The following is a 22,501-nucleotide window of genomic DNA, read 5'->3' on the forward strand; positions in this document are numbered from 1 at the left end:
AAGAACAGGAAAAACATGTGAAGGAACATATACAAAATCAAGTGAAAGTCAGTTTTCTAAAAGTAAAAAGTCAAATCAGAACATTTTTTTTCATCCCGGAGTATGCTAAAATTTTTTTATAAGACAAAGACAGGATGTGCGAAAGCATGTTGCAGGGGTTTTTACGCACAATCCGGAAAAGAGGAAACATGAAGAAACAGTATTACTGCAATCCATTAAACATGGACTACCGTTACCAGTTTATCGAGGATATGAGAAGCGGCGAGGACAAGATTTCCCGCGAGGCCGCCGATCCGTCGATGATTTTATTTCAGGGAAAATATTATATTTTTGCGTCCATGACGTTGAGTGTCTGGGTTTCGGAGGATATGGTGCACTGGGAGAGCCACCGGCTGCCGGACAGCCTGCCGCTGTATGACTATGCGCCGGATGTGCGCGTGGTCGGCGATTACGTGTATTTCAGCGCATCCCGTCGTGGCACGATCTGCGATTTTTACCGTACGAAAGATATCTTAAACGGTCCGTTTGAGCGTATTCCGGGAACCTTCGATTTCTGGGATCCGAACCTGTTTCTTGATGATGACGGAAAGCTCTATTTTTACTGGGGATGCAATAACGTGACTCCGATCTGGGGTGTGGAGCTTGACCCGGAGACGATGGTTCCAAAGACCGAGAGAAAAGAACTGATCTACGGTCAGCCGGAAAAAATCGGATACGAGCGCGTCGGAGAAAATCATTCCAAAATGCCGCTGAGTGAAGAAGAAGCTGTTGAAAAATTCAAAGAATTTCTGAAAGCACAGGGAAAAGATGCGGATCATCTGACGGAGGAGCAGATCGGGTTTGCCAAAATTATGTTCAGTCAGAGACCGTTCATCGAGGGCGCATGGATGACGAAGCATGACGGAACCTATTACCTCCAGTATGCCGGCCCGGGAACGGAATACAACGTTTACGGTGACGGTGTTTACGAGAGTGATTCCCCGCTTGGCCCGTTCCGTCTGGCAAAGAACAATCCATATTCCTATAAACCGGGCGGATTCCTGCGCGGAGCCGGCCACGGTTCGACGATGGAAGACCGCTATGGAAACTGGTGGCATACCGCGACAATGCAGATCAGCAAAAACCACGATATGGAGCGTCGCGTTGGTATCTGGCGGGCAGGCTTTGACAAAGATGGTGTCCTGTTCTGCAATCAGCAGTTCGGCGACTGGCCGATGGCAGTGGAACAGGCAAAAGAAGACCCATGGGCAAAACCGGAGTGGTATCTCTTAAGCTATCAGAAAGCAATGACTGCATCGTCCTCTGAAGAAGGCAGAGAACCGTCGTTTGCGGCAGATGAAAATATCCAGACCTGGTGGCGTGCCGCCGGAAATCAGCCGGGTGAGTGGATTTCGATGGATCTTGGTGAGGTAAAAGATGTCCGCGCCGTGCAGATCAATTTTGCGGATGATAAAATCGATGTACCCCTGCCGGGCGAGCGTCAGGGCGAACGATATATCGACCCGAGCCAGCATAAGACCAGATGGCTGCTTGAGGCATCCGCCGATGGAACAAACTATTTTGCCCTGGCAGACAAAACAGACGCAGAAACTAATCTGCCACACGATTTCGTCGTAAAAGAAGAGGGTGTACAGATCCGCTATCTGAAACTTACTGTTTTTGAAGTACCGTACCATCAGAATCCATGCATCTCCGGCTTTCGTGTCTTCGGACTCGGCAACGGCGAAAAACCATCCGCACCGCAGTATCAGGCAGAGCGAACCGGAACCATGGATATGCGCATCACCATCGAGCCACAGACAGACGCTGTCGGATACAACGTCCTCTGGGGTTTTGCTTCGGACAAGCTGTATCACAGCTGCATGACTTTTATGCCGGAGCAGAATATTGGCGCGCTGGTCGAAGGCGAAACGGTATATGTGAGAGTCGACGCGTTTAATGAAAATGGAATTACGGAAGGAACCGTAAGGCCGCTTGCATGATACAATTATATTGAAAAAGCAGAAAAACAGAAAAGCAGAAAAACAGCTCAGGTGCTCTTTGGAGAAATGAACATTAGAAATAAACGGATTGAACATAAGGAGTATTAGGAGTATTTATGGAAATACATGAATTACAGCAATTGCTGTCAGAAATGTCATTACAGGAAAAAATAGGACAGATGGTGCAGCTCACCGGTGTATACTTCGATAAAGAGGCAGTACTCACCGGTGTTGTTGGCGAACAGTTACCACCGGAATGGATCATTCAATATGCCGGTTCAGTGCTTGGAGTGATCGGTAAAGATAAAATTTATGATATTCAGAGCAGATATATGGAACAGCATCCCCATCATATTCCGCTTCTCTTTATGACAGATGTTATCCATGGATGTCGGACGATTTTTCCGATTCCGTTGGGGCAGGCGTGTTCATTTCATCCGGAACTGGTGTCTGAGGCGGCTTCTATAGCTGCCTTGGAGGCATCTTCAGAAGGGCTCAGAGCAACATTTTCTCCTATGATTGATGTTTCAAGAGATCCCAGATGGGGAAGGATGATGGAATCTTTTGGAGAAGATCCATATGTAAATGGGATCATGGGAAAAGCAATGGTAGATGGCTATCAGCAGAAAGATGATGCCGGAATAGCAGCATGCCTGAAGCATTTTGCGGGTTATGGGGCAGTGAATGCAGGAAGGGAATATAATGATGTTGAAATATCCCAGCGGACATTTCTGGAACAGTATGTAAAACCTTTCCGTATGGCATTAAAAGCAAAGCCTGCTATGGTCATGACAGCTTTTAATGCTATTGACCGTAAACCGATAAGCGGAAATAAGGAACTTCTTAAAGGGCTTCTGCGGGATAAGGAAGGATTTGAGGGAACTGTAATTTCAGATTGGGGCTCCATAGGTCAGCTGGAAGAACAGGGAGTGGCAGCTGATATGGAAGAAGCAGCAATTCAGGCTTCCGAAGCCGGTGTAGACATTGATATGATGAGTCCTGCTTATATGCTGTGTCTGGAAAAACTGGTAGAAAGCGGAAAAATCTCGAAAGCGTTTGTTGATGAAAGTGCATTCCGGGTCCTGATGATGAAAAATCAGCTGGGGCTTTTTGAAAATCCGTTTGCAGGTCTTGGAAAGAGTGGAAAACTGACTCTGCATAACCGGGAAAAGGCATATCAGCTGGCTGGCGAAAGCTGTGTCCTTTTGAAAAATGAAAAGCTGCTGCCATTAAGCATGAAGAAGAAAGTTATCTGGGCAGGTCCTTATACAGCATCAAGAGAATTCTTAAGCCGCTGGTCAATTTTTGGAGAACATGAGGCAGTTGAAACAATAGAAGATATTTTACAAAAAAAGCAGATAGAAGCAGAATGTATTACAGGATGCAATATTCTTTCTGATGAAGAGTGTAAGGTATGGCAGGTGGAACAGGAATTGTCTGACAAGCCAAGGGATGAGCAGTGGCTGGAAACGATAACCCATGAAGATACGGTTGTATGTGTACTGGGTGAACATGAGTCCCAGTCAGGAGAGGCTGCCAGCAGGGCATTTCTGACTTTGCCGGAAGAACAGCAGGTGTTATTTGAAAAAATAGCAGAACGTACAAGTAATATTGTGACTGTGGTAATTACAGGAAGACCATTGGACCTGCGGAGGATATCAGAAAAATCCAAGGCTGTCATTATGGCATGGAGACCCGGCACTATGGGAGCTGAAGCAATCATAGATCTTGTGTATGGCAGAATAAACCCTTCCGGCAAATTATCTGTGAGTATCCCATGGTGTGTGGGACAGGTGCCCATAAGCTACTGGGATGTAAAAACCGGGCATGTGCTTACTGCAGATAACCTGGAGAACCGTTTCACCAGCAGATATATGGATATTCCCAATACACCATTATATCCATTTGGTTTTGGATTATCCTATACAGAGTTTGATGTTTCGGATGTTGAAGTTCGGATGGAACAGGACAAAAGAGTGCATGTACATTGTAAGGTAAGTAATACAGGCAATATTGCGGGGGCAGAGGTCGTTCAGTGTTATTACGAAACATTACATGCATCTGTGGTGCGTCCGATGAAAGAGCTTGTCCGTTTTCAGAAAGTCTTTCTGGATCCGGGAGAAAAGAAGGATGTAGATTTCTTTATTGACCAGGAAGAATTCTCATATTATGGCAAAAACATGGAAACCGTCAGCAGCGGAATGAAACTGCGTATCAGTATTGGAAACAGTAGTGACCACCTTGTTTCTGAGAACATTATACAAGCATAGGAGAAAAGAGACATGAAAGATTTTGAAAAGGATTTGATTTATGGCGAAACGGTATATGTGAGAGTCGATGCGTTTAATGAAAATGGAATTACAGAAGGAACCGTAAGGCCGCTTGCATGATACAATTATATTAAAAAAGCAGAAAAACAGCTCAGGTGCAGAAATGCACTTGAGCTGTTTTGACGTTAGGCATATCAATGATTAACATAAAAGCCACTAGGATACGGATAAACGTCTGTACAGTATTGGAAGAACTGCATGCCTGTATGTCAAAAGAAGGAAAAAATTAGTTATTAAAGGGATGAACCTTTTTGGTGCTCGCTGCATTGATCCCTATATTGTTTTGGCGTGAGTTTGTTCACTTTTTTAAACATCTCGATAAAAGCGCGAGAACTGGAAAAACCACTTTCTTCTGAAATATCAGGAATAGAAGAAGTCGTAGTTTCAAGGAGGTGGGTCGCATGGTCTAATCGGAGCGAAGAAAGATAGACATTAAAATTGCGACCTGTTTTTTTGGCAAATATTCTGGAAAAATAGGTCGGATTGAAGCCAAAATGTTCGGAAACACTTTCCAGAGTGATATGTTCTCTATAATGTGCTGCCAGATATTCGGTAAAAGAAATCGAATCCTCTAATTTGGATCGGGGGGGGGGGTAGTACAAGTCGGAGCAGCCATGCTTTCAGAGAGAAGGATATGAAAAATTTGGAGAACACAGGCATTCATCCCAAGGAGATCAACCGGTTTTTCGGATCGTGAATATCGGTAGATATCCATAAGAAGTTCTATGATTTTTTTCCGATGTCTGTTCACAACATCCTGTTCTATAATAGGGTAGTTTTTACTATCCGGGTTAAAAAAAAGCTGTATGATAGAGACAGGAACAAGCACTGCAAATCCTAGAAAGGAGGCAGAAATTTCAAGTGACTTATGAATAACATTTGGGTTCACAAAAAGAAAATCATTATCTTTTGCATAAGTCATAGTAGAGCCGATTTCACAGCGCAGTGTTCCCGAAATAGAACAGTTAAATTCAAAACTGTTATGCCAGTGAAAATGCGGTGCTGAATTTACATCTTTAGGTTTTTCTAACTGAATCCAGTCAGAATGAAATACCTTGCAAAAGCGTCCGTCATACAAATTGATTGGTTCATATTCGATAATTTCCATATGCGTTGCCCTCTTTTGAATTGTAGATTAACCATGAATAAAAAAGGAAAAATGATCACATACCATAAAGATTGCACAATAACATATTAATCGAAATTCGTTAAAAAGTCTATAAAAAAGTGATATAAAGTAAAAATACTGTATAGATTAGATAAGAAAGCGTCTTGAGAAAAGATAAGAAAAAGTATAAAAATAGATTATAACAAAAACGAACTTTTCTAAAGGAGGAAAAGAAATGAAAAGAAAAACATTAGCAGTTTCACTATCAGCAATCCTTGCAGCATCCGTGCTTTTTGGATGTGGAAGCAATTCCAAAAGTGGGGATACGAAGAGTTCTTCTAACAATGGTAGTGCCAGTGCCAGCGCATCTGAAGCATCCAACGCAGGCTCAGATACTTCTGGTTCAGGTATCCAGTACGATGGAGACGATGTAACGATTACCTATTGGCATACACATGGTGATTCAGAGGAAGAGGTTCTTGTAGATACCATTATTCCTGAATTTGAAAAACAGTATCCAAATATTCATGTTGATGCTGTAAGAATGCCATACGATGGATTGATGCAACAGATTATTACCAGCCTTTCCAGTGGAACAGGCCCGGATCTGATGCGAATGGATATTATCTGGGTTCCAGAACTTGCTGAGATGGGAGCACTTGCAGCAGTTGATGATCTGGAAGGATTTGCAGATCTGAAAGATAATCTGTACGAAGGACCGCTGAGTACTAATTATTACAATGGAAAATATTATGGATTGCCATTGAACACAAACTGTCTGTCAGGCGTTTACAGTAAGACCATGATGGAGGAACTGAATATTGACAGTATTCCGACAACTTACGATGAAGTTGTTGCATTGAAGGACAAGCTTGGCTCAGATCAGTATCTGATCGCATGCGAGGGGGCAAACTCTTGGGCTATGGCTCCATTGTTTCATTCTCTGGGCGGCGTTTATACCAATGAGGACTATACGAAAGCATCTGGTTATGTCAACAGTGAAGATAGTGTAAAGGCACTGGAGACTATCGTTGAGTGGTATGATGAAGGAATTATTGGACCTTGCTTCACAGGTGGAAAGCCGGATGCAGCAAATGGTCTTTACGATGGAAATTATCTGTTTAGTTATCAGGGTCCATGGTTCTTCACAAATGATGATGAAGAAAATCTGGCAAAAGTAGAAGTAGGACTTCTGCCGGCTGGTAAAGCCGGATCTCTTACCGTTAACGGTGGCGAGGATCTGGTTATGTTTGAGAGTAGCGATAAGAAAGAAGCATCCTGGGTATTTGCAATGTTCTTAATGAGTGAATTCTCTCAGACAGCACAGGCTGTAGGCGGTGGACATCTGATCCCGACTGTAAAAACAATTGCCGAATCTGAAGAAGTACAAGCAGTACCGAATATGAGTACGTATATTGAACAGCTTGAGGGAGCTGTATCCCGTACCCCATCTCCGGCATGGGAGAAAATTTCAGATAAACTCTCTGTAGCATTCCAGAGCGCAGTTCTTCATGAGGATACGGCACAGTCCGCACTCGATAAGATTGCTCCGGAACTGGATGCATTGCTTGCAGGTGAGGCATCATAATTCAAGAAAGATGAAACAAATTTCCACAGGCTTTCTTGCCTGTGGAAATTGTTTATAGGGCGATAAAAAGCAGCCCGGAAAGGTATCTGTTATGAAAAAACCTTTATCAGAAAGATTTTCCAAAGGTCTGAAACAATGGTTGGCCGTTTTGCCCTTCCTTGCAGTGGGAATGACCTTATTTATTGTCTTTGTATTATATCCACAAATTAAGAATATTTATATTGCACTAACAAATTATAGCATTATGCCAGGTTCGGAAAATACATTTGTTGGAATAAGTAATTTTGCTAAAATGTTCAAAGATATTTCAACAAAAGGATCTGATGCCTATTTTTTCTGGATTGCATTTCGAAATAATATTTTAGCAGTTCTGGTTACTGTGCCAGGACAGTTGGTTCTTGGCCTGATCGTTGCTGTTTTGATTCATAACCTGAAAACAGGAAAAAATGTATATAAAGTACTCTTATATATTGCAGTTATTTGTGACTGGGTTGTTTTCTGTAATATCATTGATTATATTTTCCAACCGGATGAAGGAAGTCTTGTAAACTACTGTCTGACTACCATCGGAATCTTAAAAGAGCCGGTAGCATGGTTGAAGAATACATGGACAGGAAACTTTGTTATCTGGATCTGCTCAATCTGGAAGGGCTATGGCTGGGTTATGATCATTTACACCGCCGGTCTTCTTGGAATCCCATCAGATCAGTATGAAGCTGCAACGATGGATGGAGCCAATGCGGTTCAGAAATTCTTCCACGTTACACTTCCTGGATTAAGAGGAACTACGCTTTATCTACTGATTAATCTGATTAACGGTGCAATGAATATCTTTATTCAGGTGTTCCTGTTGACAAAAGGAGATCCGCTCGGAACAACAGATGTTGTTATGGATTATATTTACCGGAGGGCGTTCAATTATTTCGATTTTGGGTATGCGGCCGCTTGTGGTATTGTCATGGGTATTGTTGTATTTGTTATTTCCATGGGACTGAAGAAATTCCTTCGCTATGGTGAAAATCTTTAAGGAGGAGAGCAGCAATGAAGAAAAAGAAAATAATTAGTCAGATCTGTATTCATGTGATTTTAGTAGCGTTGACAGCAATATGCCTTCTTCCTTTTTTGTCAATGATTTCGACTTCATTTATGAAGGTAAAAGGTGTTTTGCCGAACGAGCCAATTTTATTTCCGAATTTTCCACTTTATCTGGAAAACTATGTAAAAGCGTGGACTGCAAACCATTTTCAGACGTACTTTTTCAACACACTATACGTGTCTGTAGTGGGCCTTATCGTAAATCTGTTAATTTCGATCACGATGGCATATTCTTTCTCACGATTCCAGTTTCCAGGAAAGGAGCCTATTTTTAACTTGCTGTTGCTCACAATGATGATTCCGGCACAGCTGGCTATGATCTCCCAGTACACTGTTTTAAACGGATTGAAACTGATTGATACCTATAAAGGAATTTGGCTGCTGTGGGGAGGCACTTGTGTGGCAGGAAACACCTTCTTCTATAGAGGTTTTTTTGAAGCAGTGCCGAAAGAGCTGGAAGAGTCCATGTACCTTGATGGTGCAACCAGGTTTCAGACCTTGTTACATTGCATTATTCCGTTAAGTAAACCGGCAATTGCAACACAGGCAGTATTGGCGTTTAATGGATACTGGTCGAACCTATTTGATATTCTTACCTTTACAAAATCGACAAACAAGAGAACACTTTCCGTTGCACTGCAACTGTTCCGTGGACAGTATACGACGAACTATGGCCTGATGTTTGCTGCCAGTGTTATTGTTATTATTCCGATTATTGTATTGTTTGTTATTTTTCAGAAACAGTTTATGCAGCAGGGCATTACGGACGGTTCCATAAAAGGATAATATCGGATTCTCTGCAAAATTTCAGCCGGGAGGTGAAGTATGATTACAACTAGAAAAAAACAGTCGTTTGGTATTGCAGCAGTTGAACTTGGTGCACCGGTTTCGGTAGTACCTTCCATTCCTGTGAATTTAGATGAATGGGAACATGCGGTGTTGATGGATACATTTTACAGCGCAGGCGGAAGAGAGACCGTTTCAAGTACAAATCTACGGATGATGTGGGATCAGAAAAATCTGTATCTGTATCTGATTTGCTATGAAAAAGAGGCAAGGGTTTCCCGTCCGTCTGATGAAAATGTGCTGAAAACAGAATGGATGCTTCGCAAAGATAAGATAGAAATTGCATTGAGCAGCGGAAATTTTGGAGAGCGAGACTACGCAGTATTTTGTGCAGACACAGAGAAACAGGCGGGAGCCAGGACGGAAAAGGGAATGACCTATTTCGGTGGCGATAAAGCAATTTTAAATGATTACTTTACCGAAAAAAATGATGCGGTAAAAACAGAAATCCCATCATGGAAATATACATGCAAAATCGCTGTAGAAAAAAACTGTTGGCGTGTCATGTTTGGAATCCCATGGGAGCTGTTCGGTGGATTTCCGGAAAAATATTTTAAGTTTCAGGTTTACCGGAAAAAGAATCAGACCAGTGAAGTGTTGGCTTTGAATCCGTTGGATTTAAATGCAAATTACGAGTCCAGATTTGATTTTGATCCGGAAAGCTTTATTGAGTGCACACCTGGAGGAACACCGCAGGTTATCTATTCCAACAGTGCTTGCGTGATCCTACCGGATGGAACGATGCATTGGCAGCGGCCGGCGACACTGGAATGGCCATCTATAAATGAGCGGGCTGAGATTATGCATTTGCAGAAATCGCTGACACCGACAACACCGGATGAATTGCCAGATCGGATTATAACCGTACAAAGATGGCAGGATGTGTTAATGTTGGAAGGAATGGATTTCTTCCCAAATGCAAGATGTGAAAACTCTTTTGATAAAGTGGATCCTTGGGTACAGAGACGTCTCTGCAACGAAGCACTTCGAAAAGGAGATACTGCGACAGCCTGCAGAGAACTGGATGTCTTGATTGGCTATTTCCGAACGCTCACGGCATGGTGGTATGCAGATCACACACTTGGAGATGCAGACGAAGACAACTGGATTGGATTCACACATCTGAAATCTGTTTCAGATCAGGGGAATAAGATCGTATTAAAGTACGAATATGGTTTGAACACCTGCGATGCCGTATTGATTCCACAGAATCGTGGTTTTCGCTTTTATACAAGAGAAAAAGGAGATTTTGACAGCGAAGCAGTTTCGTATACATTTTCAGAAATAGAGGGAGAATATCAGATCAAAACAGCACATTCTGTGATTGTGATTACAGCGGGAGATGATTGGAAAATCTGTGCAGATGAAAAATTTGTATTGGATGCAGATAACTTCAAGCTCTATGATTATGCAGGAAGCAAAGGTTTCGATGTGTGCCAACCACTTCAGGAAAGAGAAATGGTGTATGGATTCGGCGAACGATTTGATGCTGTAAACCAGAGAGGTCGGGTACTTTCTTTGTGGCACAGAGATGCATTTGAAGGTTGTAATTGTTCTATTGGAAATCAGTCCTACAAAAATGTATCATTTTTACACTCTACAAAAGGTTACTCTTTGTTTATTAACAGTTTTTACAGAATTAGAGCAGATATTGGAAGAGTCAGTAAAGGGCTTCGAATCACAACAGCAGGACCCAAAGCAGATATTTATGTTTTTACGGGAAGCGTCTTAGAAAACATGGAGGAATATACAGCCTTAACCGGAAAACCGCTGCTTCCGCCTGCGTGGGTGTTTGAACCGTGGGCCGGCGGTGGGGTAGGCAGATGGATGGACGGACCGACGCACGATGTAATCCAGGAGATGGAAGGTGTTGTGCGGAAGTTTAAAAATCTTGATATTCCACATTCCGGCCTGTATGCAGAGGGTGCTGGTTGGAAATGGGAAGACCATTACAACAAAGAAGAAATTTATAAGATTGCTGCGTTTACAAAACAACAGAAGATGCGGGTTTTTTCCTGGCAGTTTTCACATCTGGATATGGAGCAGGCAAAGGAACTTCTCCCGAATTGTGCGGAAGAAGATCTGCCAATTACAAGAACGCCGGATTATCATGGAGAAAAAGTTCTTCCATGTGCTATTGATTTTTCACATCCAAGAGCAGAGGAACTTCTGGAAAATCAATGGCATGATCGAATGGATGCAGGTTTTGATGGAACTATGGTGGATTTCGGAGAAATTATTCCAGATGAAGCAGTGTTTTACGATGGTCGTACGGGAGATGAAATGCACAACGCATACGCGCTGGATTATACAAAAGCGTATCGAAAACTCTTTGAAAAATATAAAGGAGAGGATCACGTGCTGTTTTCAAGATCTGCGGCAGCGGGTGTTCAAAAGTATTCCTGCCAGTTTGGTGGGGACCAGCTTTCAAGTTTTAGAGGTCTGACTTATGCAATGAATGGAGGCCTGACACTGGCGGCTTCCGGTTTTCCATTCTGGGGTGTTGATGCAGGAGGTTATTCAGGATTTGCAGATGAAGAAACGTATCTCCGTTGGACGGAATTTGCAGCTTTCTCACCGATTATGCGTTTCCATGGAGTGACCCCAAGAGAGCCGTGGGTTTACAGTCGATATGCAGTGTCTGTTTATAAATTTTATGCATGGCTAAGAGAAAATCTTCTGAAATATTCGGTTCATACAGCGGAAGAGGCACATAAAACAGGCATACCAATGATGAGACCGTTGCCAATGGTATTTCCTGAGGATAAAGAGGCTGTCTATTGGGAAGATGAATATTTTTATGGTTCAGATCTGTTAGTTGCTCCGGTTCATCAAGAAGGGGAAAAGAGGAGAATTTATTTCCCATCAGGAAGATGGATCAATTTATTGGATTTCAGAAAGATGGTTGGTGGAAACCGAATTTTTCAGGTGGATGTTCCAATTGACAAAATTCCTGTTTATATTCGGGAAGGAGCGTGCATTCTGTCTGTTATGAATGGAGAATTGCAGCTTGGACAAAGCATGACATATGAAAAAAAGAATACAGTTCTTATGAGCCGAGCTTTAAATGAAACTTCAGGCAAACGGTATGCAGATGGAAAAGAAATTGAATACAATATTTTGGGCAAAACGGGTGAAGATTTCTTTATGCTTCGCCATGCATCTGAGACAGAATTTATTGTTCTCCTTGGTTTTGACAGAAAGCCAGAAAGTCTGGAGTTGAATGGGATTTCTCTTCCAGAAGGTGCATCCTTGAATGCGTTGAATTATGGTTCCGGTTGGTATTGGAGAGAGGATACAGCAGTTATTGTCAGTGTTCCGAAATTGGAAAAAACAGAAATTCATGTAATTCACAAAGAACAATAGTATCAAAATGACGAAGTGATCCCCGCGAAGATTCTTGAGAAAAAGTCCCGTCTTCGGTTTAATTTCGAAGATGGGGCTTTCTCAAAAACAAACGAAACATTTCATGGAAAGAGAGGGTGGAAGATGGAAAATACAGGGTTTTATGTAATACCTAATAAAACGCAGTATGAAATTGGGGAAAGAGTCTGGCTGGAAATAAAAAAAACAGGGCCGACGAAAGCAAATCACGTGATAGTTTCGTTGTTTACGTATCAGGGAGAAAATCTGAAAATGGAATGTACCCTGGAACAAGGAGTGTATATTCCACTTGCGGAAAGCATTTTAGAAAAAACGGGTGGATATCTGGTAAAAATAGAATTCTTTCAAAAGACTGAAAAACTAGGGAGCTGTTACACGGCATTTGATGTTGTGAATTGCTGGACAGAAGCTCCAAGATATGGATTTCTTAGCAGTTTTTCTGAGGAAGATAAACAAAAAGAAGAGTATCAGGAATTTTTCAGGGAAATGCACTTGAATGTGATTCAGTTTTATGACTGGATGTACCGCCATGATGAGTTTTATCCGGAGAGTGATATTTATACAGATATCATGGGAAGAAAAGGTTCGATGACTGCTGTTGCGAAAAAAATCGAAGGAGTGCACGCTTGCGGTGCCAAGGCAATAGCATATGGCGCTGTTTACGGTGCAGAATCATTTCAGGAAGAACATCCGGAATGTATCTATCGGTACGATAATGGAGAACCAATGATTTTCATTGACAAAATATGGTTGATGGATATTCACAGGGGAACGGCGTGGAGAAAACGGATTTTACAGGAATATGGAAAAGCGCTGGAAAAAGGTTTTGATGGCGTACATATGGATCAATACGGAGATCCGAAAGAGGCATTAATTCTGGAAAATGGAAAATATGTCATTCGAGATCTGGCAGATGATTTTGGTGATTTGATCAATGAAACAAAAGAAAAATACCCGGAAAAACAACTCATTTTTAATGCAGTAAATAACTGGCCGGTAGATTCGGTAAAAAAGAGTCGCGAAGATTGTATTTATATAGAGGTCTGGTCGCCGAATGATACTTATAGAGATCTATATCGTTTGATTGCGCATGCTCGGGAAACAAAAGATGAGAAGAGGGTGATTCTGGCAGCGTATTTGAATCCGTTTAAAACAGAACCAGAAAGAAATCTGAAGGGATCTACAGCGCAGCTTGCAATGGCAACAATTTTCGCTTCTGGCGGATACCATCTTCTATTGGGCGAGGAAGGAAGTGTTCTGACAGAGGCATATTATCCGGACAACTGCAGAATTGGGGAACATTCGTTCCGAAAAATATTGAAAAAATATTATGATTTTATTACCGCGTACGGCGGACTTTTATTTCCGGAAAGTTGGACGGATCTGACGATGCAGTATGCAGGAGGAATCAACTCAGAATTTATATTCGAAAATGTTGATTGGTCACCGTATCCGGAAGCAGGAAAGGTATGGATTCAAATTTATAAGAGAGGACGAGAATTTTCAATACGATGTGTGAATTTTACGGGAATTTCGGACATGAACTGGAATAGAACACATGAGGAATTCCCACAGCGTGTAGAAAAGATAAAAGTGAAGGCAAAACTTCCGGGAGAAAAGAAACAAATATACGTTGTGACACCGGACGGTGAAATTCAGGAGCCAGAAGAAGTGTATTATAAAGTAAAACTAGGGGATGATCAAAGACAGGAAATTACATTTGAATTGGACAAATTATTGGTGTTTTCTGTTATATATCTGCGTTTGGAATAGGATTCTGAGCGTAGGTAAAAAAACAGGAGGGTTTTTACATGAGATTGAAATTAGATAAAAGAACAGGACCCCTTTACTGGTGTACCTATGAGAAACAGTTTACTGAAAATACTTTTATGCCAGAAGAACGGTTCAAAGAAAATATTGATTGGGTAGCAAAGGAATTTGTTCCATATGGATACGAGATGGTATGCACAGATGGATGGATCGAGGATTCTTTCTGCATCAATGAAAATGGATATCTAACTCGTCATCATGATTCATGGAAACATGATTGGAAATATTGGGCAGACTATCTGAATGAGAGAGGAATGGCTCTCGGCGTTTACTACAATCCGACCTGGATCAGCCCGGCAGCGGTAAAGAACAAAGAAATTTTGGTCAAAGGAACAAATATTCCGGTGCGGGAAATTACAGATTTGTCGTATGTTTATAATGGAGAAAATGAGAAAAAAATAACGGGGGATCGTTTTTCTTATCCAAATGGAGAAGATCGAGCATTGTATTGGGTGGATGTAGATCGTTCTGGAGCAAAAGAGTATGTGCAAGGATATGTAAAGTATTTTATTGACTGCCATGTAGCTTTTTTACGAATTGATTTTCTTTCCTGGTACGAAGATGGAATGGATAAAGGAAAGCAGATTGGCAGAAATCATGGATCAGCAAATTACCGAAAAGTTCTCGAATGGATCAAGGAAGCAGCAGGGGATCAGATAATGATCAGTCTTGTTATGCCGCATTTGAAAAACAATGGTGAGAATGAGTTTGGCATGGGACAGATGGCGCGTATTAACGAAGACTCCGGTACGGGAGGCTGGGATACTTTTAGTGATCGAAACAGAGGACTGCATTTTGATTATTGGTCTCAGTGCACGACAGCATTTGAAGGCCTGATTTACTGGTCAAAAATTTTTGCTGACCACAACATGATCATGGATGCGGATATGCTTCGCCTGAATACCTTTGCAAATGATGAGGAGTGCAAATCGGCTGTATCGCTGGAACTGATTGCGGGAGCGCCGCTGGATATCGCAGATCAGTATGATACGATCAAAGATCGGGCATGGATTTATCAGAATGAGGAACTTCTTGCGTTGAATAAAAAAGAAATTTTATCCTTCCCATTGTCAACGGATACCAAAAATCCGGACAGTACCATCTGGATTGGAAAAGAAGCAACAGGAGAGATTATTCTTTCCGTATTTAATAGAGATGCAGAAGAAAAAGAAGTAGAGATTGATTTTAAACAAGTGTTATTGTGCAGAGCTGCCAATGTCAGGGATCTTTGGATGCATGAAGATCTTGGAGAAATGAAGAGCTTTCATACCATGCTTCCGCCACATGGATGCCGGGTACTGAAACTTTCGGAAAGGAGTTAGTATGAATCTGGCTGCTTTTTATCACAGCGGGATGTACCCGGAAATTTATGCACCGGATCGGTTTCATCTGAGATTTTCTTTCCGGGCAGCGAGTGGGGACATAGAAACGTGTACGTTGGTTTATTTTCATAAGAATCACAGAGAAGAAACAACGAAAGAAGAAAGAATGTCAGAGCAGTACCATTTAGGAACATCGGTTGTATATACGGCAGTGGTTTCTTTTCAAAAGCCGGCGAGATATCTTCAATATTATTTTCGAGTGACGGGAAAAAACGGGGATACGCGTTGGTATAATGCGTGGGGAACAGTTGAAAAATGTCCGGATTCCGGCTTTTTCGAATATGCATATGCCAATAAGTGTACTGTAGAGTATATGCCACCCAAATGGAGTCAAGGAACGATTTACTATCAGATATTTCCAGAGCGCTTCCGCAAAGGAAATCCGTCTTATGCGCCGGAGGATTGTGTGGCGTGGGGAAGTAAACCGACAGCTTCCAACTTTATGGGCGGAAATCTGGATGGAATCCGAAAATCGCTTAGCTATCTGGCAGAGCTTGGAGTAGAATGTATTTATTTGAACCCGGTGTTTACGTCTCCTTCAAATCATAAATACGATACGACGGATTACTATAAAGTAGATCCTCATTTTGGAATCAATGAAGATCTGCGAGTTCTGGTCAAAGAAGCACATGAAAAAAACATAAGGGTTATTTTAGATGCTGTGTTTAATCATACTGGAACAGATTTTTTTGCATTTGCTGATCTTTTAAAAAAGCAAGAAAAATCAGAGTATCAGAGCTGGTATCATATTACTCGTTTTCCGGTAAGGGAAGAGGCAGACTGTTATGAATGTTTTTTTGGATTTGCTGGCATGCCAAAACTGAATACAGGAAACGAGAAGGTACAGGAGTATCTTTTGAATGTACTGGAATACTGGGTACGGGAAGTACAAGTGGATGGATATCGCTTTGATGTGATTGATGAAATTGATGAGAATTTTGTTCTCAAAATCAGAGATCGACTCAAACGCTTGAACCCGGAACTTGTTCTGATTGGTGAAACATGGGCAGAGGGAAAACGACTGCTGAACGGATGTGAAATGGACAGTATTATGAATTATTCTTTCCGCCAGGCAATGCTGGACTTTTTTGCAGAACGGAGTATTAACGCCGAAACATTTGGCCATCGGTTGGAAACTGCATTGTCGCGACATCCTGATGAAACTAATATGGCTATGTTTAATGCATTGGACACACATGATACCAAGCGTTTTATCAACAGTTGTAGTCATCGGTTAGATTCCTTTAAACTTGGTGTTGTTGTGCAGATGATGTTTCCGGGTTCGCCGTCCATTTATTATGGGGACGAAGCAGGAATTGACGGAGAAAATGATCCGGACTGTCGAAAGTGTATGACGTGGCAAGAAAATCCGGGAGAAAAAGAGAGTTTCCGTTTTTATCAGAGACTGATTCAGTTTCGAAAAAAACATTCTGCCATACGAAACGGTTCGTTTACAACAGTTTTGGCAGATGGACGCGTATATGGTTTTGCGCGTGAAAATGAAACGGAGATAATAGAAATTTTTGTAAATGACAGTGATGACACAGTAGAGATTACAGTCGAAAACGCTAGATCAATTTTGATTTCAAAGGGAAATTTTTACATTGTGTGCAGAAAAAATGGAGAAATAATAGAAGAAATCTGCAGTTGAAAAAACTGCGGGAAAGGAGTTCTTTATGGGGAAACTGAAATTTGGGGTTTCATCAATTGTTCTGGGAAAAGAACAGAAAACAGAGAATCTGAGATATGATTCTGTGGAGTGGGGAGAAGCGGCTACGATACAGGATTTTTTCCGCGCGGGGGGAAATCCGTCCTCTGTTACACCAACAAGATGTAAGTTTCTGTATACAGCAGAAAAACTGTTTGTTTTGTTTGAAAACATGGAAGAAAAAGCTCATCATATCTTGAAAGAGGAAAATACCGTTACAGAGTTAACAGTAAAACGAAAAGATCAAGTAGAAGTTGCACTTTCAGGAAAAGAGTTTTCAAGAAGAGATTTTGCGGTTTTCACAGCAAAACGGGATGGCAGCAACAGTGCTTTTGTAGAAAAAGGAATGACATATCTTAGCGGAGATCAGGCATATCTGGGAGAGGGAAAAGACCAGGGAGAAAAAACGGCGATCTCGAAAGAGCAGTATTCTGTAACAGTAGATATTCTGCAGGACAGATGGTACGCTTTATTTGCAATACCGTGGATGCTTTTTGGTGGAAAGCCGGAGAAAGAGGAGGCTTTTGATCTTCAAGTCTATCGAAAAAAACATCAGTCAAGTGAAATTCTCTGCCCAACACCATTAGATCTGAATGTGAATTATTCGGATCGATTTGAATATGATCCAGAGACTTTTCTTGAGGTATCTTTTGGAGAAAAGGGGGAAACAAAAACGGAGAACGGCATTGTATTTGTCATGCCGTCCGGAATTTGCCACTGGCAGAGACCAGGAGTGTTGGAAAAAACTAGTACGGAAGAACGGAGGGAAATTTATCAGCTACAAAAGAGTGTGGAACCAACAACGAGAGAAAATCTGATAGATAGAATCCGAATTGCACAGCGCTGGCAGGACAGTCTGACATTGGAGGGTTTTGACTTTTTCTTTAACCAGGAAGTTGCAAATCCATGGAAGCCTATGGATCCATGGGTAGAAAAGCGTTTAGTGAATGAGCGGTTAAGAGAAAACCGATGGGAGGAAGCGGCTGCTGAGCTGGATCGTTATCTTACGTTTTTAAGAACTTGCAGTGCATGGTGGTATGCGGATCACAGCTTTGGAAACCAGGATCTGGAAAAATGGACATCATGTAGTGAAATTGGACATGTTCTGGAAACAAAAGATCATGTAACGATTTGTGTTGAATCAAAAGAGAGAACATGGGAGCTCATGATTTATCCTGTGGTCGGTGGTTTCCGAATGATCTCTGGAAAGAAAGGCTTCTTTGATGGACAGCCGGAAGCATTTTCTGTGGAAGAATCAGAGCATGCATATATAATCAGAAGCAAAGAGCATGAGATGATACTCCAGAAAGAAACACTGGAAATTTCTATTGATAGAAAAGCAATCACAAATCTGAAAAATATTTCGTTTATATTTGAAAAGGAAAGTGTTTCGGCTTCGCGAATTCGATTTTCAATTCGGGAAAACAGTGCCATTTATGGATTTGGAGAACGTTTTGACAGCGTGAACCAGTATGGAAAAACCGTTGCACTGTGGCAGAGAGATGCTTGTGAGGGATGTCTTGCATCCATTGGAAACCAGGCGTATAAAAACATTCCATTGGTACACACAAGTGATGGTTTCAGCTTTTTTGCAAATACTTCATATCGGATGCGGATGGATGTGGGAGATGCTGTGCAAGACTATCTTTCGGTGGAAGCACTTGGAGATGTTTTTGATTTTTATATTTGGAGCGGAACACCGCGTGAGGCGATGACTGCTTACGGAACGCTCACAGGGCTTCCGATTTTCCCACCGGAATGGGTATTTGAACCATGGGCTGGCGGTGGCGGCGGAAGATGGAGAAACGGTCCGTTACAGGATATTGCGCTGGAGCAGATGGCGGCAATGAAAAAGTTCCATGAACTCGATATTCCGCATTCCGGCTTTTATGCAGAAGGAGCAGGAGCTACCTTTTTTGGAGAATATAAAAAAGAGGAATTATACAAAGTTGTATCATTTGGAGAACGTCATGGATTCAAAGTATTTTCCTGGCAGTTCCCTAATATGACGCAGGAATTGGCGCAGGAATTATTGCCGGAATGCCCGAAGGAGGAGCTTCCGATTACAAGAAATGAAAATGATGAGGAAGAAAAACTTCCGGTTTATATCGATTTCTCTCATCCGCGTGCGAAAGAACTTCTGGCAGCACAGTGGAAGGATCGTCTGGATGCAGGTATTCGTGGAAGTATGGTTGATTTTGGAGATGTTGTACCGGACGAGGCAGTTTTTTATGATGGAAGACACGGCGATGAGATGCATAACGCGTATGCCTATCAGTATGCGAAAAACTATAGAGAGTTATTTGAACAAAAATATGGAGATGATCATGTCCTTTATACAAGAGGTGCAGCACCCGGATCTCAACACTTTGCGTGTCAGTTCGGCGGGGATCAGCTGACCAGCTTCCAGGGACTGAAATATGCGATTGCGGGAGGTCTTTCGGCAGCTGCTTCTGGACTTCCATTCTGGGGTGTTGATGCGGGAGGTTATGATGGATTCCCAGATCAGGAAACATATCTCCGGTGGACAGAGTATGCTGCATTTTGTCCATTGATGCGTTTCCATGGAACGGAGCCGAGAGAGCCGTGGGAATACGATGCTTTTACAGTGAAAGTTTATCGTTATTATGCGTGGCTGCGGGAAAATCTTCGTCCATATATTGTAAGTGTAGCAGCAGAAGCTCATAAATTGGGAATACCGATGATGCGTCCGCTTGCGATGATATATCCAGAAGATCAGGAAGCAACAAAGGTGTGGGACGAATATCTTTTCGGAGAAAATCTTCTGGTTGCGCCGGTTTCTGACGAAACAGAAGAGCGGGAAATTTATTTTCCTAAGGGACGGTGGATTAGTCTGTGGAATTTAAATGATGAAATTTCCGGTCCGGTGCAGAGGAGCGTTGAGGTGCCAATTGATAAAATACCGGTGTACGTTCGAGAAGGAAGTTTTCTTCCACTTCGACTGAATGAAAGTCTGAAACTTGGAGAAAGTATGAGCGAATCGGAAACCGAAATGATTTTGGCCGTGGTGCCGCAGAATGACAGTATCGTAAAAGAAACATTGTATGAGAGATCCGGTGCCAAAACATGTTGTGGCATGGAAAAAAATGGCGAAACTATACAGCTCCAAATTTCAGGAAGAACAGCAGAGCTTTATGTAATGCTGGCGGGAATTCATTGGAAAAATACAGAAGCTATCGTAAACGGAAGAACATTAACAAAAGTGACTGCGAGAGAAGGTCTGTATTTTACGGAAGGTTATCTGGAGTTGGAAGAGGGTATCTTGGTGAAGATTAATCCATCTGCCGAATCGGTGATAAAAATACAAAAAAAATAAGATAAATATTAAGGAAAATCTGATAAACAGTAGAATGAGAACAGAACATATAAGTCGCGATTTGAAATCGCCCCCCTTTTGTTTGGGATACATCAAGCCTTTTTCAGACACGCTCTAATGAAAAGCAAATTTTAAATTGTAAAAAGTAACAGGTTTTTCCAAGGTATCTTAATAATTATGAAAAGGGCTGAACAGTCACACTGTACAGCCCTTTTCGATTATTAAAAATTTACCGCTCTTTCTTCATCTCAAACACCAGCGCAATCGGTGCGGAGCCTCGTCTGTATCCTGCCGGGACGGTCATACAAAGGCCGCCTTCGACTTCTTTGAATGCAACATTTTCTCCGTTTTCCACCATACAGATCTCCGAAATCTTCGTCTCGGTATACGGTACGAAAATTTCTGCCTCTACCGATTCCTGTACCGTCGGATATAACCGGAATACATAGACTGAATCACCTTTCTGTGTGAACGAAAGGGTTCCGCTCTGGTACGGCGCGCAGACGCGGGTTCCGTAGATAGCATCGCCGAAGGTTTTCATCCACTGGCCAAAACCGTTCAGGCTGTCCCAGGCATCGACCGGGATGCGGCCGTCTGGCTGTGGGCTGACGTTCAGTGCCATGTTGCCGCCTTTGGCAACGATGTTGACAAGCATGCCGACAAGCTCACGCGGAGATTTATAATGATCGCCGTATTCGTACGTAAAGTCAACGCCGAGGGTAAGGCAGCTTTCCCACGGAACGTTCAGCGGTTCTTCCGGAATGCAGAGCTCCGGTGTCACGTAGTTTTCGTAAGCGCCGCCGATTGTACGGTCAACGGAGAGAATCCACGGCTGAATCTTACGTGCTTCCTCAACGATCTCTCCAAGCTCAATATCCTGGCCGTTGCTCTCAGAGACCCAGCCCGCGTCGAACCAGAGAATATCCAGCTTACCGTAATTCTCACAGAGCTCCAGAACCTGATTTTTTGTATATTCTTTAAAACGGTTCCACACGTTGGGATATTCCTTCGGATCGTAGGAAGGTCCGCGGGATGTCAGACCATCTTTTCTCAGATCTTCATTCCAGTAGTCCGGGCAGTGCCAGTCGGCTTTGGAAAAATAAGCACCGATGCCGATGCCTTTTGCACGGAATGCATCAAACATGGATTTTACGATATCCGCATTTTTATGTTCATGGAACGGGCAGTCCCCTGCGGTTGTCTTATAATCGGTATATTTCGTATCCCAGAGGCAGAATCCGTCGTGATGCTTTGTGGTCAGAATCAGATATCGGAACCCGCAGTCCTCTGCCATCTGTGCCCACTCCTCCGGCTGGAAGCGGACTGGGTTGAACGAACGGTTCAGATTAAAATACTGTTTTTTGAACGTTTCTCCGTCTGCCCAGTTTACCTGGTGGCGGGACCAGTCAGAATCCTTGTCACTTAATGCCCAGGAAGCAACCATACCCGGTTGGCAGTACAGACCGAAATGCATCATCAGTGCCAGTTTCTGGTCCTGGAACCACTCAAGCTGCTGCAGAATGGCCGGATCGGTCGGACGCACATACGTTTCAGCGGCGCTGTAGTTGTGGACACCCTGGGAAACAATTTTCTGTTCCGGATCAGCGGGTGCTTCATTGCTCCGGATATCGATGGTCGGTTCCGGTGTTCTGTTTTGATCTTCGTGTTCTAAGTTCTCTGTGCTCATAAGAGAGTCTCCTTCTCATCAAGATAAAATTCACACCAATACTCGAAAATACAGCCAGAACCCGTAAAGAACCGGTTTTGGCACTACAATTAAGAAAGAATCCTGCTTTATGGGATTCTTTGGCTGCAGCGGGTTGAAAAAGCGACATAATTCCTCGCTTCCGCAGTGCGATCCTGCCCGGAGGGCTTTTTTCTATAGAAAAAACCGCGGCGACCCGATGACGT

13 protein-coding genes are annotated in these 22,501 nt (G+C 42.5%); 10 read left to right on the forward strand and 3 right to left on the reverse strand.

The genetic code is table 11. From position 1 onward, the window contains the following. The first annotated feature begins 188 nt into the window (after positions 1-188). Together DWX32_RS12625 and DWX32_RS12630 are read left to right on the forward strand one after the other, a co-directional pair. Positions 189-1,982 carry a family 43 glycosylhydrolase gene (locus tag DWX32_RS12625; RefSeq protein ID WP_118660291.1) on the forward strand — a complete coding sequence of 598 codons (1,794 nt, stop codon included), beginning with the start codon at positions 189-191 and terminating at the stop codon, positions 1,980-1,982. A 116-nt stretch (positions 1,983-2,098) separates the two neighbouring features. Then, positions 2,099-4,252 (forward strand): glycoside hydrolase family 3 N-terminal domain-containing protein, encoded by a 2,154-nt coding sequence (locus tag DWX32_RS12630; RefSeq protein ID WP_118660257.1) that lies wholly within the window; start codon positions 2,099-2,101, stop codon positions 4,250-4,252. Between the two features lie 293 nt (positions 4,253-4,545). On the opposite strand, the gene DWX32_RS20885 is transcribed toward DWX32_RS12630, so the two are convergent. Both DWX32_RS20885 and DWX32_RS12640 read right to left on the reverse strand, forming a co-directional pair. After that, positions 4,546-4,914 carry a helix-turn-helix domain-containing protein gene (locus DWX32_RS20885; protein WP_118660259.1) on the reverse strand — a complete coding sequence of 123 codons (369 nt, stop codon included), beginning with the start codon at positions 4,912-4,914 and terminating at the stop codon, positions 4,546-4,548. Beyond that, a complete protein-coding gene (locus DWX32_RS12640) occupies positions 4,884-5,420 on the reverse strand; it encodes an AraC family ligand binding domain-containing protein (protein ID WP_118660261.1) in 537 nt (178 codons plus the stop codon). The genes DWX32_RS20885 and DWX32_RS12640 overlap by 31 nt, the downstream gene beginning before the upstream one ends. 235 nt (positions 5,421-5,655) lie before the next feature. Here DWX32_RS12640 and DWX32_RS12645 point away from each other — a divergent pair, with 235 nt between their 5' ends. The 8 genes from DWX32_RS12645 to DWX32_RS12680 all read left to right on the forward strand — a co-directional run bounded on the left by DWX32_RS12645 (position 5,656) and on the right by DWX32_RS12680 (position 20,590). After that, positions 5,656-7,008, forward strand: coding sequence for an extracellular solute-binding protein (locus DWX32_RS12645; RefSeq protein WP_118660263.1), 1,353 nt, complete (start codon positions 5,656-5,658; stop codon positions 7,006-7,008). A 379-nt stretch (positions 7,009-7,387) separates the two neighbouring features. Further along, positions 7,388-8,035 carry a carbohydrate ABC transporter permease gene (locus DWX32_RS12650; protein ID WP_238032975.1) on the forward strand — a complete coding sequence of 216 codons (648 nt, stop codon included), beginning with the start codon at positions 7,388-7,390 and terminating at the stop codon, positions 8,033-8,035. 14 nt (positions 8,036-8,049) lie between these two features. Then, positions 8,050-8,889 (forward strand): carbohydrate ABC transporter permease, encoded by an 840-nt coding sequence (locus DWX32_RS12655; protein WP_117801812.1) that lies wholly within the window; start codon positions 8,050-8,052, stop codon positions 8,887-8,889. 948 nt (positions 8,890-9,837) lie between these two features. Continuing rightward, entirely contained in the window at positions 9,838-12,315 is a 2,478-nt protein-coding gene (locus tag DWX32_RS12660; RefSeq protein ID WP_158579588.1) for a TIM-barrel domain-containing protein, read from the forward strand. Positions 12,316-12,438: 123 nt separating this feature from the next. Further along, entirely contained in the window at positions 12,439-14,106 is a 1,668-nt protein-coding gene (locus tag DWX32_RS12665) for a glycoside hydrolase family 66 protein (RefSeq protein WP_118660267.1), read from the forward strand. Between the two features lie 38 nt (positions 14,107-14,144). Further along, the gene (locus DWX32_RS12670; RefSeq protein WP_117801815.1) at positions 14,145-15,485 is read left to right on the forward strand and encodes an alpha-galactosidase; all 1,341 of its coding nucleotides are present in this window, start codon (positions 14,145-14,147) and stop codon (positions 15,483-15,485) included. 1 nt (position 15,486) lies between these two features. Beyond that, positions 15,487-17,196, forward strand: coding sequence for a glycoside hydrolase family 13 protein (locus DWX32_RS12675; protein ID WP_117801816.1), 1,710 nt, complete (start codon positions 15,487-15,489; stop codon positions 17,194-17,196). A 25-nt stretch (positions 17,197-17,221) separates the two neighbouring features. Continuing rightward, positions 17,222-20,590, forward strand: coding sequence for a TIM-barrel domain-containing protein (locus tag DWX32_RS12680; RefSeq protein WP_118660269.1), 3,369 nt, complete (start codon positions 17,222-17,224; stop codon positions 20,588-20,590). Between the two features lie 229 nt (positions 20,591-20,819). Here DWX32_RS12680 and DWX32_RS12685 read toward each other — a convergent pair whose 3' ends face one another. After that, positions 20,820-22,277, reverse strand: a complete 1,458-nt coding sequence (locus DWX32_RS12685; protein ID WP_118660271.1) for an alpha-L-fucosidase — start codon at positions 22,275-22,277, stop codon at positions 20,820-20,822. Between the last annotated feature and the right edge of the window lie 224 nt (positions 22,278-22,501).

The organism is Blautia sp. AF19-13LB (assembly GCF_003479105.1).
GTDB classification, from domain to species: domain Bacteria; phylum Bacillota; class Clostridia; order Lachnospirales; family Lachnospiraceae; genus Fusicatenibacter; species Fusicatenibacter saccharivorans.

Coding starts and splice junctions, on each gene's coding strand:
- DWX32_RS12630 (WP_118660257.1), top strand. CDS start 2,099: ATGGAAATACATGAATTACAGCAATTGCTGTCAGAAATGTCATTACAG.
- DWX32_RS12685 (WP_118660271.1), bottom strand. CDS start 22,277: ATGAGCACAGAGAACTTAGAACACGAAGATCAAAACAGAACACCGGAA.
- DWX32_RS12665 (WP_118660267.1), top strand. CDS start 12,439: ATGGAAAATACAGGGTTTTATGTAATACCTAATAAAACGCAGTATGAA.
- DWX32_RS12670 (WP_117801815.1), top strand. CDS start 14,145: ATGAGATTGAAATTAGATAAAAGAACAGGACCCCTTTACTGGTGTACC.
- DWX32_RS12625 (WP_118660291.1), top strand. CDS start 189: ATGAAGAAACAGTATTACTGCAATCCATTAAACATGGACTACCGTTAC.
- DWX32_RS12660 (WP_158579588.1), top strand. CDS start 9,838: ATGTTGGAAGGAATGGATTTCTTCCCAAATGCAAGATGTGAAAACTCT.
- DWX32_RS12655 (WP_117801812.1), top strand. CDS start 8,050: ATGAAGAAAAAGAAAATAATTAGTCAGATCTGTATTCATGTGATTTTA.
- DWX32_RS12645 (WP_118660263.1), top strand. CDS start 5,656: ATGAAAAGAAAAACATTAGCAGTTTCACTATCAGCAATCCTTGCAGCA.
- DWX32_RS12640 (WP_118660261.1), bottom strand. CDS start 5,420: ATGGAAATTATCGAATATGAACCAATCAATTTGTATGACGGACGCTTT.
- DWX32_RS12680 (WP_118660269.1), top strand. CDS start 17,222: ATGGGGAAACTGAAATTTGGGGTTTCATCAATTGTTCTGGGAAAAGAA.
- DWX32_RS12675 (WP_117801816.1), top strand. CDS start 15,487: ATGAATCTGGCTGCTTTTTATCACAGCGGGATGTACCCGGAAATTTAT.